This is a genomic window from Parapedobacter flavus (assembly GCF_035818675.1).
Lineage (GTDB): Bacteria > Bacteroidota > Bacteroidia > Sphingobacteriales > Sphingobacteriaceae > Parapedobacter > Parapedobacter flavus.
This window is the reverse complement of sequence record NZ_JAYKZZ010000004.1, coordinates 282,255-295,067: the sequence shown is the minus strand read 5'-3', so window position 1 is coordinate 295,067 and position 12,813 is coordinate 282,255. Positions and strand designations below refer to the sequence as shown.

At 51.5% G+C, this 12,813-nt stretch carries 14 protein-coding genes; 8 read left to right on the top strand and 6 right to left on the bottom strand.

Features of this window, described 5'->3' with window-relative positions; translation table 11 throughout:
• Nucleotides 1–3: 3 nt before the first annotated feature.
• Both U9S71_RS04805 and U9S71_RS04800 read right to left on the bottom strand, forming a co-directional pair.
• On the bottom strand, nucleotides 4–786 hold the full coding sequence (locus U9S71_RS04805) for an ABC transporter ATP-binding protein (protein WP_326325673.1): 783 nt from the start codon (nucleotides 784–786) through the stop codon (nucleotides 4–6).
• Nucleotides 787–892: 106 nt separating this feature from the next.
• On the bottom strand, nucleotides 893–1,903 hold the full coding sequence (locus tag U9S71_RS04800; RefSeq protein ID WP_326325672.1) for a PorP/SprF family type IX secretion system membrane protein: 1,011 nt from the start codon (nucleotides 1,901–1,903) through the stop codon (nucleotides 893–895).
• Nucleotides 1,904–2,034: 131 nt separating this feature from the next.
• On the opposite strand from U9S71_RS04800, the gene U9S71_RS04795 reads away from it, so the two are divergent.
• Nucleotides 2,035–3,126, top strand: coding sequence for a hypothetical protein (locus tag U9S71_RS04795; protein ID WP_326325670.1), 1,092 nt, complete (start codon nucleotides 2,035–2,037; stop codon nucleotides 3,124–3,126).
• 75 nt (nucleotides 3,127–3,201) lie between these two features.
• Here U9S71_RS04795 and U9S71_RS04790 read toward each other — a convergent pair whose 3' ends face one another.
• Nucleotides 3,202–3,810, bottom strand: coding sequence for a fibronectin type III domain-containing protein (locus U9S71_RS04790; RefSeq protein ID WP_326325668.1), 609 nt, complete (start codon nucleotides 3,808–3,810; stop codon nucleotides 3,202–3,204).
• A gap of 134 nt (nucleotides 3,811–3,944) precedes the next feature.
• Here U9S71_RS04790 and U9S71_RS04785 point away from each other — a divergent pair, with 134 nt between their 5' ends.
• The gene (locus tag U9S71_RS04785) at nucleotides 3,945–4,142 is read left to right on the top strand and encodes a hypothetical protein (RefSeq protein ID WP_326325666.1); all 198 of its coding nucleotides are present in this window, start codon (nucleotides 3,945–3,947) and stop codon (nucleotides 4,140–4,142) included.
• Nucleotides 4,143–4,662: 520 nt separating this feature from the next.
• Here U9S71_RS04785 and U9S71_RS04780 read toward each other — a convergent pair.
• Nucleotides 4,663–5,640, bottom strand: a complete 978-nt coding sequence (locus tag U9S71_RS04780; RefSeq protein WP_326325664.1) for a helix-turn-helix transcriptional regulator — start codon at nucleotides 5,638–5,640, stop codon at nucleotides 4,663–4,665.
• 362 nt (nucleotides 5,641–6,002) lie between these two features.
• Between U9S71_RS04780 and U9S71_RS04775 the strand changes: the two genes are divergently transcribed.
• The 6 genes from U9S71_RS04775 to U9S71_RS04755 all read left to right on the top strand — a co-directional run bounded on the left by U9S71_RS04775 (nucleotide 6,003) and on the right by U9S71_RS04755 (nucleotide 10,889).
• Nucleotides 6,003–7,478 (top strand): DUF8696 domain-containing protein, encoded by a 1,476-nt coding sequence (locus U9S71_RS04775; protein WP_326325663.1) that lies wholly within the window; start codon nucleotides 6,003–6,005, stop codon nucleotides 7,476–7,478.
• A gap of 31 nt (nucleotides 7,479–7,509) precedes the next feature.
• Nucleotides 7,510–8,217: a hypothetical protein gene (locus U9S71_RS04770; RefSeq protein WP_326325661.1), complete on the top strand. Its 708-nt coding sequence runs from the start codon at nucleotides 7,510–7,512 to the stop codon at nucleotides 8,215–8,217.
• A gap of 108 nt (nucleotides 8,218–8,325) precedes the next feature.
• On the top strand, nucleotides 8,326–9,264 hold the full coding sequence (locus U9S71_RS04765) for a T9SS type B sorting domain-containing protein (RefSeq protein WP_326325659.1): 939 nt from the start codon (nucleotides 8,326–8,328) through the stop codon (nucleotides 9,262–9,264).
• Nucleotides 9,265–9,325: 61 nt separating this feature from the next.
• Nucleotides 9,326–9,553 (top strand): hypothetical protein, encoded by a 228-nt coding sequence (locus U9S71_RS04760; RefSeq protein ID WP_326325657.1) that lies wholly within the window; start codon nucleotides 9,326–9,328, stop codon nucleotides 9,551–9,553.
• Entirely contained in the window at nucleotides 9,550–9,897 is a 348-nt protein-coding gene (locus U9S71_RS20980; RefSeq protein ID WP_436410301.1) for a type II toxin-antitoxin system PemK/MazF family toxin, read from the top strand. Before U9S71_RS04760 ends, U9S71_RS20980 begins: the two co-directional genes overlap by 4 nt.
• Nucleotides 9,898–9,980: 83 nt before the next feature.
• On the top strand, nucleotides 9,981–10,889 hold the full coding sequence (locus U9S71_RS04755) for a DUF6528 family protein (RefSeq protein ID WP_326325656.1): 909 nt from the start codon (nucleotides 9,981–9,983) through the stop codon (nucleotides 10,887–10,889).
• A gap of 26 nt (nucleotides 10,890–10,915) precedes the next feature.
• Here U9S71_RS04755 and U9S71_RS04750 read toward each other — a convergent pair whose 3' ends face one another.
• On the bottom strand, nucleotides 10,916–12,364 hold the full coding sequence (locus U9S71_RS04750; RefSeq protein ID WP_326325654.1) for a M56 family metallopeptidase: 1,449 nt from the start codon (nucleotides 12,362–12,364) through the stop codon (nucleotides 10,916–10,918).
• Between the two features lie 2 nt (nucleotides 12,365–12,366).
• Complete coding sequence (locus tag U9S71_RS04745; RefSeq protein ID WP_326325652.1) at nucleotides 12,367–12,732, bottom strand: BlaI/MecI/CopY family transcriptional regulator; 366 nt, start codon at nucleotides 12,730–12,732, stop codon at nucleotides 12,367–12,369.
• Between the last annotated feature and the right edge of the window lie 81 nt (nucleotides 12,733–12,813).

Sequence of the window (12,813 nt, the reverse complement as noted above, 5' to 3'; positions counted from 1 at the left end):
GTACTATTGTTCATCAAGGGCCGAAATGATCTGAGCAGCATCATTATCGGCATCCGCCCGGCCCGTAAGCCGTGAAAAAACGCGTTCCAAGGTTTCACCATGTTCGTGCTTCAGGGAGTCAAACGTTCCATCGGCCACAATCGCGCCATCATTGATGAGCAGGATACGGTCGGAAATTTTCTCGACCACGTCCATCATGTGCGAACAGTAGAAAATGGTTTTCCCTTCTTTGGCCAGCAGGGATATCATTTCCTTTACGGTGATAACGGCATTGGCATCCAAGCCCGCCAGTGGTTCATCGAGCATGATGATGCGCGGGTTATGGATGATCCCCGCGATGAGCAGCACCTTCTGCCGCATGCCTTTAGAAAACGTATCCATGCGTGTATGCAGCCGATCACCGAGGCCGAAGCTGGCCAACAAGCGTTCTGCGCGACTGCGGATTGTCAGCGCCTCCATGCCGTACAGTTTCCCCACGAAGTCGAGGTACTCCAGCGGGGTGAGCACATCATAAAGTTCTGCATTTTCGGGCACGTATCCGATCTTGGCTTTTACGGCGAGCGCATCGGCCCGCAGGTCGATGCCATCCACGGTCACCGTACCTTTGAAATCGGCGATGAGTCCACAGAGTATTTTCACGGTGGTCGACTTCCCCGCGCCGTTCGGCCCGATGTAACCGATAATTTGGCCCGGATAGATATCGAGGTCGATGCCCTTAAGAATATGCTTGCTGCCGTACCATTTTTCGAGGCCGGTGATACTGATGATGGGTTGCGTTTCTTCCATGGTTACCTTTCGCAAAACGATGGCGTAAAGCTACTATTTTTTCGGGCGATGTGGATAACCGTTACTACAGCACGAGCAATGCCCTTCTGAATGCCTTATTGCCGGGTTAAAACATCACCTGCGGACAGTAAACCTTATACCGGTTGTTGAGCAGGAAACCCAGTACCACCTCGTGGCTGCCGTGCGCCAGCGTGCGTACCGGACCGGTGTTGAAATCGTACGAATAGCTCAGGTTGAACAACGCGCTGATGTTGATTCCCGCCAGGGCCGAAAACGATTCGTGGTTTCGGTAGCCGCCACCCACCCAGAGACGGTCGCGAAAGGCCAGTTTCAGGTTATAATCGCCCACGAACGGCATACGTGCCATTTGTTTGAACAACACCGACGGTACCAGCGCCATATCGTTGCCCAGGTGCAGCTTGTAGCCCGCGGTGAGGAAAAATTGCTGGTACCCCCCCATGCGCCGGGCATTGTCGGAGAAGGCCAGCGGGTTGCCCAGCAGATGCTGGGCAGAAAGGCCAGCAAAAAAGCGTGCACCGTAGAGCCACAGGCCAAGGCCCAGATCGGGCGATGTGCGGCTGTCGGCATAGTGAGCCAGTACCGGATCGCCAGCGCCGTCGATTCCAGCCATATCCAGTCGCACCTGTGATAACCCGGCGTTTAGACCTGCAGAAAGGTTGATGGTTTCCGTAACGCGCAGGTGGTACGCATAAGCCAGCAGCACGTCCGTACGGACAAACTGCGCAGCGCGGTCGTGTTGCAAAATAATGCCCGCGCCGTGGTGCGGTTCCGAGGCGCGGTACCGATGGCTGTACCCCCGGCTGTATGGGTTGTAGCCCCCCTCCCCGAAAGAGGCGGCACCATCTTGGATGTGCCGGGCACCGATCGGTAGGTGAGCCGAGAGGTATGCGGTCTGCGGTGCCCCTTCCAAGCCGTGCCATTGGCTGCGCCCGCCGAGCTTTACATCGGCATAGCGCTCGATGCCTGCGACGGCAGGGTTCATTAGAAATCCGTTGAAGATGTATTGGGTATGCTGCGGGCGCTGCTGCGCACACAGCGTGGATGCCATGCTAAGCCAAAGAAGTAATATGCCAATTGATGGAATCTTCGGTTTCATTGATTTATAATTGCCGTACAGCGGCAATTTACAACGCGATCCTCATATTTGCAAGCGTGTGGTTGTATTCATGGTGTAACCAACTACTGGGCCGAGTTGTCAAACCCACATAAAAACCGTACACTTACCCGATGAAGAACCATATCCTCTTTTTTATTATCCTTTCTTTAACCTTCTCCGGCGCATTTGCCCTTGAAACAGCTACCGCCCGGCATAAAAAAGACAACCCTTCGAATCTGCACTATAAAGGCGTGGACTATTACGCTGGCGATACCATTCGCGGATATAAGGATTATGTTTATCTTATTGTGGGCGACATGGGCAGCCCATTACTCTTGGGGGTTCCACATGATGGCGTAGAAAAAGGGAGCCCGGAAATCCCCGAGACGGGGACAACCGGCCGTGACATCCACACCGGGCCATTCGCGGAAGCGATTGCCATGCTTTTTGAAAAAGATACCCAAATGAAACCATGGGTGATGGTCAATGCCATCCATCGCAAAAGAGTGGATCCCAACACCTATCCCGACAAGCTTCATGAACGCTACACCGATCCGGAAGCCATAAAAACGTATCACAGTTACCACGAGCTGTTGCTCCTCGCCAGAAACACCCTGGCTAAAAACCGTCAAGGTGGCAATGGCGCCTTGTTTTTAGATATACATGGCCATGCGCACCGATATCAGCAGGAAGAGGCATATACCTCCGTGTTAACCGGCGAGGAAACAAAGAGCAGGTATATCTTCCAGGTAGACGTGGGGTATGGGATATCCAATTATTCGCTTACTCAAGACGATGCGTACCTGGATCATTTGGCGGATTCATCCAGCATTTTCTACCTTTCAAAAGCGCATCCGGACGTTCCGTTTTCGGAATTGATACGGGGGGCCAACAGTTTCGGCGGTCTGCTCGAAGCGGAAGGTGTGATCGCTGTGCCCAGCGATAAGATGACACACCTTGAAAGGGACGAACACCTCTTCGGATCGACATCGAACGGCGAACCCAAGCGAAGGCCCTACTTCAACGGCGGGTATTGCACCCGGAAATACGGCACCATTCAAAAAGGCAAGACCATCGGTTTCGACGATAACATCATTTCCATCCAAATAGAGACGCCGGGAATCAACGTGCGAAACAATGCCGCGATACGCGAGCGTTCCGCACACCAATTCAAGGAGGCGTTGGTTAACTACCTGAACCACTGGATGGGGTATTCATTCTAATAAAAAAACGGGCTTTCTCCCCTGAAGGAAACAGCCCGGCACTTTTCAGGGCACCCGGCAAGGTGCCCCCTCCCACTAAAGGATAATGGTAGTCAGCGTTTCACTGAAATGCGGGGTCGGATTGACACCGCTACCCACGTAGGCCGCACGGAACTCGTACTGCTGATAGCTTTCGAGCCCTTCCAGCGTCACGCGCGAATGGCTTGCCATGGTGGTGGTCCACTCTTCCGTTCCCACCGGCCGGTGCTCAAACCAGTATAGGCGCACGTTGCGCTGGTACTTCACGCTCAAATGGGCCATACCCGAACCCGGCGTATTATACTTCACGCGGAAGTCGGCAACGTCCGGCATGTTGCCAGCGCCCTCTGCAGGTTTCCGAACGCCGAAGCCGGCACTCAGGATAATGGCCCTGTCGCCGGCGGCAACCTGCTCAACATAGAGGGCTAAACCCCGCAATGTAAACTCCAATTGCGCGCGCTTTTGGTTTTTAACTTCCACCCGGTAACGGTCGCCCAGCGCAGCTTCAGCCAACGCGGCACGGTATTCCTCCAGATCGGTTTCCAGCACCGTGAGTTCCGGTGTGGGGGTTGGGAAACTGGCGTTCCCGGTCATCTTTGTAAATACGTTTTCAGCCTCCGTGTCTAACTGGGTGTCTGAAAAGTTTTTGAAATTGTAGATTGTCATTGACATGATCGTTAAAATTTTAATGTTAATAATGAAGTTATGTCGGCCCAGGTCTCTGTGGATGGTGAAGTGCATGGAGGGCCCCGTGGCGCAACGGCCTCCATAATCCCTATACGGATTTGCCTAAACCCTACATGGATTTGCCCAACCTCTACATGGTTTCGTTCAAACCGGATACGTGCCGGCCCATACCCAAGTACGGAGGGCCTAACCCCTATATGGATTTGACCAATCCCTATATGCATTCGCCCAACCCCTACATGGGGTTGTCCAAACCGGATAGGAGCCAGCCCATACCGGAGTGCCGAAGTCCTAACCCCTATATGGATTAGCCCAACCCTTATATGCATTCGCCCAAACCGGATAGGTGCCAGCTCAAACCGGATAGGTGCCAGCCCATACCGGAGTACGGAAGGCGTAACCCCTACATGGATTTGTCCAACCTCTATATGCATTTGCCCAAACCCGATATGCATTCGTCCAAACCGAATACGTGCCAGGCCATACCCAAGTACGGAGAGGCTAACCCCTACAAGGGGTTGCATAAACCGAATAGCGATTCGGGTAAACCAAATAAGAGGTTGTACAAACCAAACGCGTTCGGGCCGAATACCCATGCTATTCATTCTTACCTTTTCCATGTTCATATTATCTTCTCTTTGCATACTGCATTGCGTTGTATAAGAACAAATTACTACGAAAAGGAAGGCGGCGTTAGGAAGATAGGGTACGGTATAAAATTTACCCGCGCCCACTTTATACCCTTTTCCGATATTATGCACGGCAAAAAGAGGAATACACGGTACATTTACCGTGTACCAGCAAGGTGATACCAGAAATAGATAAATATATCTATTTGTTTTTCAGTTCTTTGCGATATTCACTTGGAGTTCGCGAAAATTTTTCGCGGAAAAGTGTCGAAAAATGGCTCGAATCGGCGTAGCCAACGAGGTAAGCAACGTCGCGGATGGGAGTATCCGTAGTACGGAGCAGACGGGCAGCTTCGTTAAGCCGGAGGAGATTGATGTAGGGTATGGCCTTGAAGCCACGGCGCTGGAATACCTTCTTCAAACCTTCTACGGATAGGTTCACCGCATCGGCAATAACGGCGTGGCTGAGCTGCGGGTTACGGAAGTTTTCCTCGATGTAGTCGGCCGCTCGCCGGAACTGCGTTTCGGTCTGTTTATCGGGATCATCGCCATACTGTTCAATGCGCTCGGCATACAGCCGCATGAGCCGTACAAACTGCAATTGCACGAACCGGTGCCGGTCTAACCCCGTGCGGTCGCAGGTACGGATGGCCTCCAATATCCGGAAATCTTCCTCCGACACGCGGTAGTATTGCCAAGGGTCGGTTTCCCAATCGTCCGGCACATTCCTGAGTCTGGCCAGCGGCGGCAGCTCTTCGATCAAGGTTTCCAATAAGCCGTGGGAGCAGGCCACATAATAGGACTGATGCACACCCGCATTCGCAAAAAGGCGGTGCCGTCCGGAGGGCACCGGGCACCCCGACTGATCATGCGGGTTGGGAGCAATGGCGTCGCCGTAGCCGCTGATGGCCAATTGGTTGTTTCCCGCCAGGGAGTAGCCAATGACGATGCAATCGTGGGAAGCATACCACCTACCCCACGTGGGGCCGTTGCAGATGAATTGTATAAAGCCGAACGAAAGCCCGAAGCTCGGCAGTGTTTCATGGATGAAATACGTGGCCCGGTTGCGGTAACCCACGGCCGGCAACAGTGGTGGCACCAATCCGCCGGGCGGGTCCATGAGGAACCCCGTGTCTTTGCGCATGGGGTTACTAAAGCTGAACGAAAGGGTAGGATACATTTGGCTTGGCGTTGTGATTTAGCGGATTCTTCAGGCGCGCCGCGGCGTACCATGGCAGGGTAAACCGGTCGGAAAGACGCACGGAAGGGGTTTTCTGATTCGGTGAATTGTTGAAGCACAGGATGTTGATCTTTCCCATAGGCTATCAAAGGTACAAAAACTTACCGTATCCCCTTTCCCTTGACCCCACTTCACATTAGGCGTAAAACGAATATGAACAAAATGAACAAAACTTCCGCAAAACACGCTCGTTACCTTTGCAGCACAGATACTTTTGCACATGATTAACGCTTAAACAATAACCTAACTTTTTAGGGACTGCATCTACCGCCTTATTTTTCTAACACTGCCTATGATTTGATATGTACCATCACGCTACATCCAACCCGCTTTCGCGCCTACGTTTTCTCGTGGCCTGCGCCGTGCTGCTGCTCGGAGCGGTGAAGGAGGGGTATGGGCAAAGGGTGTATGCGAATAGTACGCAAATAAGCCCTAAACAAAGTCCTTTAGGAATTGTCTTATCAGAGGTTACCAATCCCGACCGAGCGATAGATGAAGATAATCTAAATAATTTCTCTTCATTAAACAGTGTCTTAGGGGCCTTAGGTGTAGTAGGTAGTGCCTCTCAGAATTTGCAATTCGTGGGCGACAATGCGTTTGATCCATTACGTCCTACACCTATCATGATCAAATTTGGGAGCGGATCATCCTTACTTGGTTTAGTAAGTGGTATAAGCTTACGATTTACCGATAACAGCTTAGAAAATGAAGTAGGGACAAATTACACCGATGCTTCTCTTCTCTCTCTTTTGAACGGCAGCACGGCCAGTGAGGTAATACTGCCGATACCTGCCAGCACGACTGATTACGACGGCATCAGATTAAAAATTAGCGCAGTTGTGGGGCTGAGTTTATCGGCCCAACTGTATTACGCTTTCTATATCACCCCCCCTCAAATAGATAATAATGAAATCTATCGTTGCGACGACGAAAGCGGACAAATAACTATCAGCAACTTTCAAGCGGGGTACACTTATCGATTATTTACAGACGAAATTGGCGGAACCGAAGTGGAGGCTGCCGTATCGACAAGTTCAATATTAACAATTCCTCCCACCATTGTAAGCGGGGAATATTGGGTTGAAGCCCGAGAAAACGACATCTACCCTTCAGCAAGAACCAAAATCACGCTTGTTAGAAATAACGTGACCGGCGGCGTTATAACAGCAGACCAAGCGCTTTGCGCAAACGTCACGCCTGCCCAGCTATCTGAAACGACACCATCCACGGGGCCGGGCACCTTGACCTATCAATGGCAGCGCAAAACGACAGACGACTATACAGATATTCCCGGTGCTTCTTCACCCTCCTATGCCCCTCCTATTTTGTCTGAAACAACTACGTATCGAAGGAGAACCAGATCGACTGATGGTACGCACCAGTGCGACGCCTTCAGTAATGAAATCACGATTACGGTTTATCCCGTTCCGACCATTTCGCTGAACGCCTCGACTATACGAGCTTGTCAGGAAGACGATGAGGCCAATTTCCCCTATAGCACAGTAACGAACACGCCCGTATCATATAGTATTCATTGGAACTCTACTGCTCGAGCAATGGGCTTCCAAGACGTATACAATGAGACGCATAATTTTTCAGATGCTGGTGGGAGTATACCGATTTCTATCCCGCCCGATGCGTTAGAAGGAACCTATCAAGGCGTTTTGACGATAAGAAATTCACTTGATTGCACGAGCGCTGGGCAAACGTTGATAATTAATGTGCTGCCAAAGCCCACAGCTCCCGACTTGAATATAAATCCCAATTCACAATATTAATTCGAAAACAAAAATATAAAAACAACATGTTATGAAGACTACAAGTAAAAAATTGACAACCGCAGCCACGCTGCTGTTTTCGTTAGGCGTATTAGCCGTTAATGCACAGGTCACACCGGTCACTCCGACTACCACGAATGCGAGGCTTTTCTGCAACGGGTCTGATCTTAACCTGGGCGCACCTCCCACCCCGGGAACAGAATGGATGGTACGATACAGCGAAACCTCTGGCAACGAAACCCCGGAAATAACTCTAACGCTAACGGGAGGCACCTCTATTCCAGCTGCCGAATTAGAGAGCGGCTACTACTACATAAGTACCGTTGGAGACGCAAGCAATCCCGAAATTTGCGAATCTGAATGGGTAGAGGTTCCAGTCTACGTATTTGAACCCCTCACAGTGAGTTTCACCGCAGCGGACTACTGTATAGAGGACGCCAGTACTCAGAATTTTACAGCAACTGTTGAATCAGATGATGAATATGGGAATGTCGCGTATCAGTGGTATACAGTCGACGGCACCACCGAAACGGCCATTCCGGGAGCGACAAGTGCTACCTATGCGCCCGATACCGAAATTGCAGCTGGTACAACAACAACTTATCGTCTAAGGGCCGGTTATTCCGTTGGAGAATTGACTTACTGCTCAGACACAGATGAGCAAGGTGTTACAGTCCTTGAAACACCAGGAACGCCGGTCATTACCATTACTGGTGAAGCTCCCGGCGAAACATTGTAACTAGCAATAAGTGGTGAACCCTGCGCATCGTCAGAATAACCGATGCGTTGGGGTTTACTATTTCAGCAGCTCTGGCTACTAAGCAGAGTCTATTGATGCTCCGCGCTTATGGAAAAAATTTGCCTCATAGCCTGGTTTATTATCGCATTGGCTTTCATCGGCCATGCCCAAGAACAGACTGTGCATATTGCCCAAGGCAGTTCAGTTACCCTTACCGCTGCGTCCACAGGCGCAATCGGGTATTTGTGGTATCTAAACGGTGAGCCGATAAATGGACATCACGATGCCGCTATCACGGCTTCTGAACCGGGCATCTATACAGTGATTGGTTTAGGCCACAGCTGCAACTCCGACCTTTCCGACCCGGTCGAAGTCATCGTGGATCCCACCAGCGAACCGGTTACCGTGGACATGCAGATCCGTAATGCGCCCGACCGGCAACTGGCCATGATCAACGAGCTCATCAGCTACCAACTCGTGGCCACAAACAACGGTACCCATACCGCAACGGGCGTGGTCGTTACCGCCAAATTGCCGCTGAACGTGGATTACGAAACCGCGTTGGGCAACTACGTGGGCGAAGTGACCTATAGCGCCGCCACACGGGAAGTGACCTGGACACCGGGCGACATGCAGCCCGCACAGTCCGAAATACTCACCATCACCGTGCGGGCAAGGGACCCCGGCATGGCCACACAACTGGCATTGGTGACCAGCATCGAGCCCGATAGCAACCCCGACAACAATGAGGCGCTGGCAACCGTAGAGGTCATTGCCCTGGAGATCCCGAATGGCTTTACCCCCAACGGCGACGGCCTGAACGACCGCTTCGTCATCCGTGGATTGGAATTCTATCCCGAAAATCGCTTGCTCATCTTCAACCGATGGGGCAATACGGTGTATACCGTACAGCCGTATAATAACGACTGGGACGGCACCAACCTGGGCGAAGGGACATACTACTACATCTTCGAAATGCGCCTCAATAGCGGCCATTGGCAAACATTCAAAGGGTTTGTGACGATTGTGCGGAATGTGAATAAGTAGTTGAGCAAGTTGCTTATTCTTAGTTTTTTGAGTACATTTGTTATTTACAAACGTCTCTAAAATGACATTAAAACAGGTTTTAACCGTAAAAGACAACCTTCTGATCGTAAAACTCCCCCCCCGTTTTACGCCGGGCAAACGTGTGGTTGTGACGGTTGAAGATGAGCAAAAAGTCAATCGGAAGCAAAAACTAGCATTATTAAAGAAATCTACTAATGATCCGTTGTTCCAAAGCGACATACAGGAAGTAGCGAATGATTTTGATCCTATCGATGACGAATCGATATGAAGGTTAACCGATGGGGAATTTTTCGGGCGAACCTAGACCCGGTTATAGGTTCCGAACAAGGGAAAACGAGGCCTGTTTTGGTAATAAGCGACAATGAAATCAATTCATTGTTGAATTGTGTAAATGTCATCCCCATTACAAGTAGAAAAACAGGCCGGACCGTCTATCCGAATGAAGTACTACTTGCCGAAGGGGCTTACAACCTACCGAATTCATCGATCATACTTTGCCATCAGATCCGGACATTGGACAAACGAAGGTTATCACACAAATACGGTGATATTGAAGATACGACGTTACAGACGGAAGTTCTTGATGCGCTTTCTTTTCAACTCGGACTTTAAGCACTTCGGCGGGAAACATTGTCAATCAATCGGGAAACACCGGAACTCCAAAAAACAGATGCCAAATGCTAAACTTACAAACGATGAAAAATATTTTGATAATAATAACGGGGTGCCTCATGCTGATGCAACCCGGCTTTGCAAGTGCAGCCGAAAAACCGATACTGAAGGCGGGCGACCTCGTGGTATGCGGCGACGATAAGGTGCTTGTTTACGATGGACCGGCTGCGCGCCGTGGCGCGGCCATGCTCAAGTGGTCATGGCAGGCCAGCGAGGCCAAAGGCCAGCTGCCCGAGGAATATTTTGGGATGCTCCGGTCGTTGGACGACTGTAAGCCGGTAAGCGGCAACAGCCAACTGCTCATTACCTCTTCTTCCGGCGCTACCCTGCTGCTGGATATCGCCAGCAAGCGGGTGCGCTTCTATGCCAAAACACCCATGGCCCATTCGGCCGATCTACTGCCCGGTGGCCGCATCGCCGTAGCCAACTCCACCCACGCCGCAGGCAATAGCCTGGAACTGTATGACGAGCGCACCCCCGAAAAGGTACTGTACAAAGACACCTTGTATTCGGGGCATGGTGCGGTTTGGGTCAATGAGCGGCAGGAACTCTTTGCATTGGGGTTCGACAGCCTTTTAGTATACCGGCAGCGCGATTGGGGTACCGACCATCCGTCGCTCCAAAAGGTGCGGGGTTATGCCTTACCAGACGACGGCGGGCATGAGCTCTCGCCCACCGCCTCCGGTCAACTACTCGTTAGCACCCACCACCACGTGTGGCTCGCGGATATGCAAACGGGCGAATTCACGCCGTTCGAGCCGCTGAAAAATCACAATAACATTAAGTCGGCCAACTACCACGCCTCTACCGGCGCACTGGTTTACACCGTTGCCGAAGAAAGCTGGTGGACACACCATGTATATGGCATCAACCCCAACTTCCAGATCGACGTGCCGGACATACGGGCTTATAAAGTGCGGGTCGTGCAATAACGAATCGGGTAGACAAACGCTTACTTCTACTTGGTGGTCACTTCAACAACCCCTTTCTTACCCTTATCACCATATTTATCCGTTGCACCGGTACCCTTCAGTACGTTTATGGCTGAAATGGCTTCCGGTGGAAAGTCATCAAGATCCGCCACCGTCGATTCTTTCCCGTCGATGACGATCAAAGCGCCGTTGAAACCATTCGCAGCGGTAAGCGTATCCAGTTGGCGAACTTCCGCCTGTTGTGCTTTCTTCTTGCCGATACCGACAAATACGATCTCATCGCGGTCCGTGGTATCCGCTTGGGCCGCATCCTTTTGCGCCTTCGCTTTGGTGGTGATGAGGACGACACCATGGGCACCCCGCGTTCCGTAAAGTGCCGTGGCCGCGGCGTCTTTTAGAATACTGATGCTTGCTATCGTGTTGGGGTCAATCTTGTTGTTGATGTCAAACCCTCTTTCCAGCTCCTTGCCGTCCAATATCACCAAAAGCATACTTCCCATATGCGGAAGCTGCCCCATAATCTCGGCCATCGACATTTTGCGTTTGACGTTGGTTGTATCGACAACGGCTGCGCGCACATCACTATCCGAGGCATCCGAAATTTCCGGCAGGTAAGCCGCGCGGCTCATCGTGAAAAACAATACAGAAACGGCGATAACGGGCACGGCCAACAGGTACTTACCCAAGTGCAACCGTGAAGAGCTTTTTTTATTCATCATCATAATACGTGTTTTTAAATGGTTGAAATTGAAACCCTGGGCGATGTCCGGATAAGCTTCCAATCGCTGACCCGCGCCCAACAGGCTGTATTGGTAGGCTTGCTTGTCCACCCCGCTGAGCAGTACGCTGCGGTCGGTAAGGAACTCGAGGTTTTCTCGGATGGCATGGCGAAGCAGCCACATGGCCGGGTTGAACCAGCACAGCACACTACCCAGTTCGCCCAGCAGCACATCCACCGTGTGCAGCTGCCGCACGTGCACCTGCTCGTGCTTGAAGATTTCCGTCAGCTCGCCGTCGGCGTGGTTATGTACATTCACATAGGTATTGCGCCAGAACGAAAACGGCCGGATAGGGGCGAACACCTGGCGGTAAGGTATCCAATGCCACGTGGCGGCGCGCGACTGCCCATGGAGGCGCCGTAAACTGAACAGGCGGATAACGAACCGGCCCGCGAACCATACCGTGCCGAAGACCACGACCCCCACCAGCAAGGGCCATCCGTCGAATGCTGCCGCAGGCACCTGCTCCCAGTCGGGGATGAAATACACCACCTCGCCCGGCAGCTGCTGCACCGGGGCTTCAACGAATACCGACAGATCGATCAGCGGATAACTGCATGAAAAAAGCAGCGCGAACAGCAGGTAAAACCGGTTGAGCGTGTAAAACGTAAGCCTGCGCAGCAACAGCCTGTACCCCAAGTAAAACAGCACGAGGGCGAGGTTGGCTTTCAGCAAGTAGAGGATGCTATCGGGCATGGCTATTGATTTTGTCCGTTCTTAATCATATCGCGAATCTCGTCGAGCTCTGCAGCACTGATTTTCTCTTCCTTGGCGAAGAAACTCACCAGCTCCTTGTACGAATTGCGGAAGTAATGATTCACAAATCCGTTCATGAAGGCTTTCTTGTAATCTTCCTCGGCAATCTGTGCTTCGTAACGATTGGCGTTGGCATACCGTACGGTTTTCACATAACCCTTGCTTTTCAGCTTCGCCAGCGTCGACGCCAACGTGGTGTAGGGCACCTTCTCCCCCTCCATGCTATCCAACAGCTCCTTGATGAAACCGCCGTTGTTGCGCCACACCAGCTGCATGGCTTCTTCTTCTTGTAATGTTAATTTATCCATACCTATTACGATTTGAAAGTAAAACTACGAATTATTCGTAATAACCAAAAAATTTTGTTCGCTTTTTTTATGACAGCCTAT

What these genes read in the sequence shown, in the direction of transcription:
- U9S71_RS04805 (WP_326325673.1), bottom strand. Translation starts at nt 786, where the DNA reads ATGGAAGAAACGCAACCCATCATCAGTATCACCGGCCTCGAAAAATGG.
- U9S71_RS04800 (WP_326325672.1), bottom strand. Translation starts at nt 1,903, where the DNA reads ATGAAACCGAAGATTCCATCAATTGGCATATTACTTCTTTGGCTTAGC.
- U9S71_RS04795 (WP_326325670.1), top strand. Translation starts at nt 2,035, where the DNA reads ATGAAGAACCATATCCTCTTTTTTATTATCCTTTCTTTAACCTTCTCC.
- U9S71_RS04790 (WP_326325668.1), bottom strand. Translation starts at nt 3,810, where the DNA reads ATGACAATCTACAATTTCAAAAACTTTTCAGACACCCAGTTAGACACG.
- U9S71_RS04785 (WP_326325666.1), top strand. Translation starts at nt 3,945, where the DNA reads ATGGATTTGCCCAACCTCTACATGGTTTCGTTCAAACCGGATACGTGC.
- U9S71_RS04780 (WP_326325664.1), bottom strand. Translation starts at nt 5,640, where the DNA reads ATGTATCCTACCCTTTCGTTCAGCTTTAGTAACCCCATGCGCAAAGAC.
- U9S71_RS04775 (WP_326325663.1), top strand. Translation starts at nt 6,003, where the DNA reads ATGTACCATCACGCTACATCCAACCCGCTTTCGCGCCTACGTTTTCTC.
- U9S71_RS04770 (WP_326325661.1), top strand. Translation starts at nt 7,510, where the DNA reads ATGAAGACTACAAGTAAAAAATTGACAACCGCAGCCACGCTGCTGTTT.
- U9S71_RS04765 (WP_326325659.1), top strand. Translation starts at nt 8,326, where the DNA reads ATGGAAAAAATTTGCCTCATAGCCTGGTTTATTATCGCATTGGCTTTC.
- U9S71_RS04760 (WP_326325657.1), top strand. Translation starts at nt 9,326, where the DNA reads ATGACATTAAAACAGGTTTTAACCGTAAAAGACAACCTTCTGATCGTA.
- U9S71_RS20980 (WP_436410301.1), top strand. Translation starts at nt 9,550, where the DNA reads ATGAAGGTTAACCGATGGGGAATTTTTCGGGCGAACCTAGACCCGGTT.
- U9S71_RS04755 (WP_326325656.1), top strand. Translation starts at nt 9,981, where the DNA reads ATGAAAAATATTTTGATAATAATAACGGGGTGCCTCATGCTGATGCAA.
- U9S71_RS04750 (WP_326325654.1), bottom strand. Translation starts at nt 12,364, where the DNA reads ATGCCCGATAGCATCCTCTACTTGCTGAAAGCCAACCTCGCCCTCGTG.
- U9S71_RS04745 (WP_326325652.1), bottom strand. Translation starts at nt 12,732, where the DNA reads ATGGATAAATTAACATTACAAGAAGAAGAAGCCATGCAGCTGGTGTGG.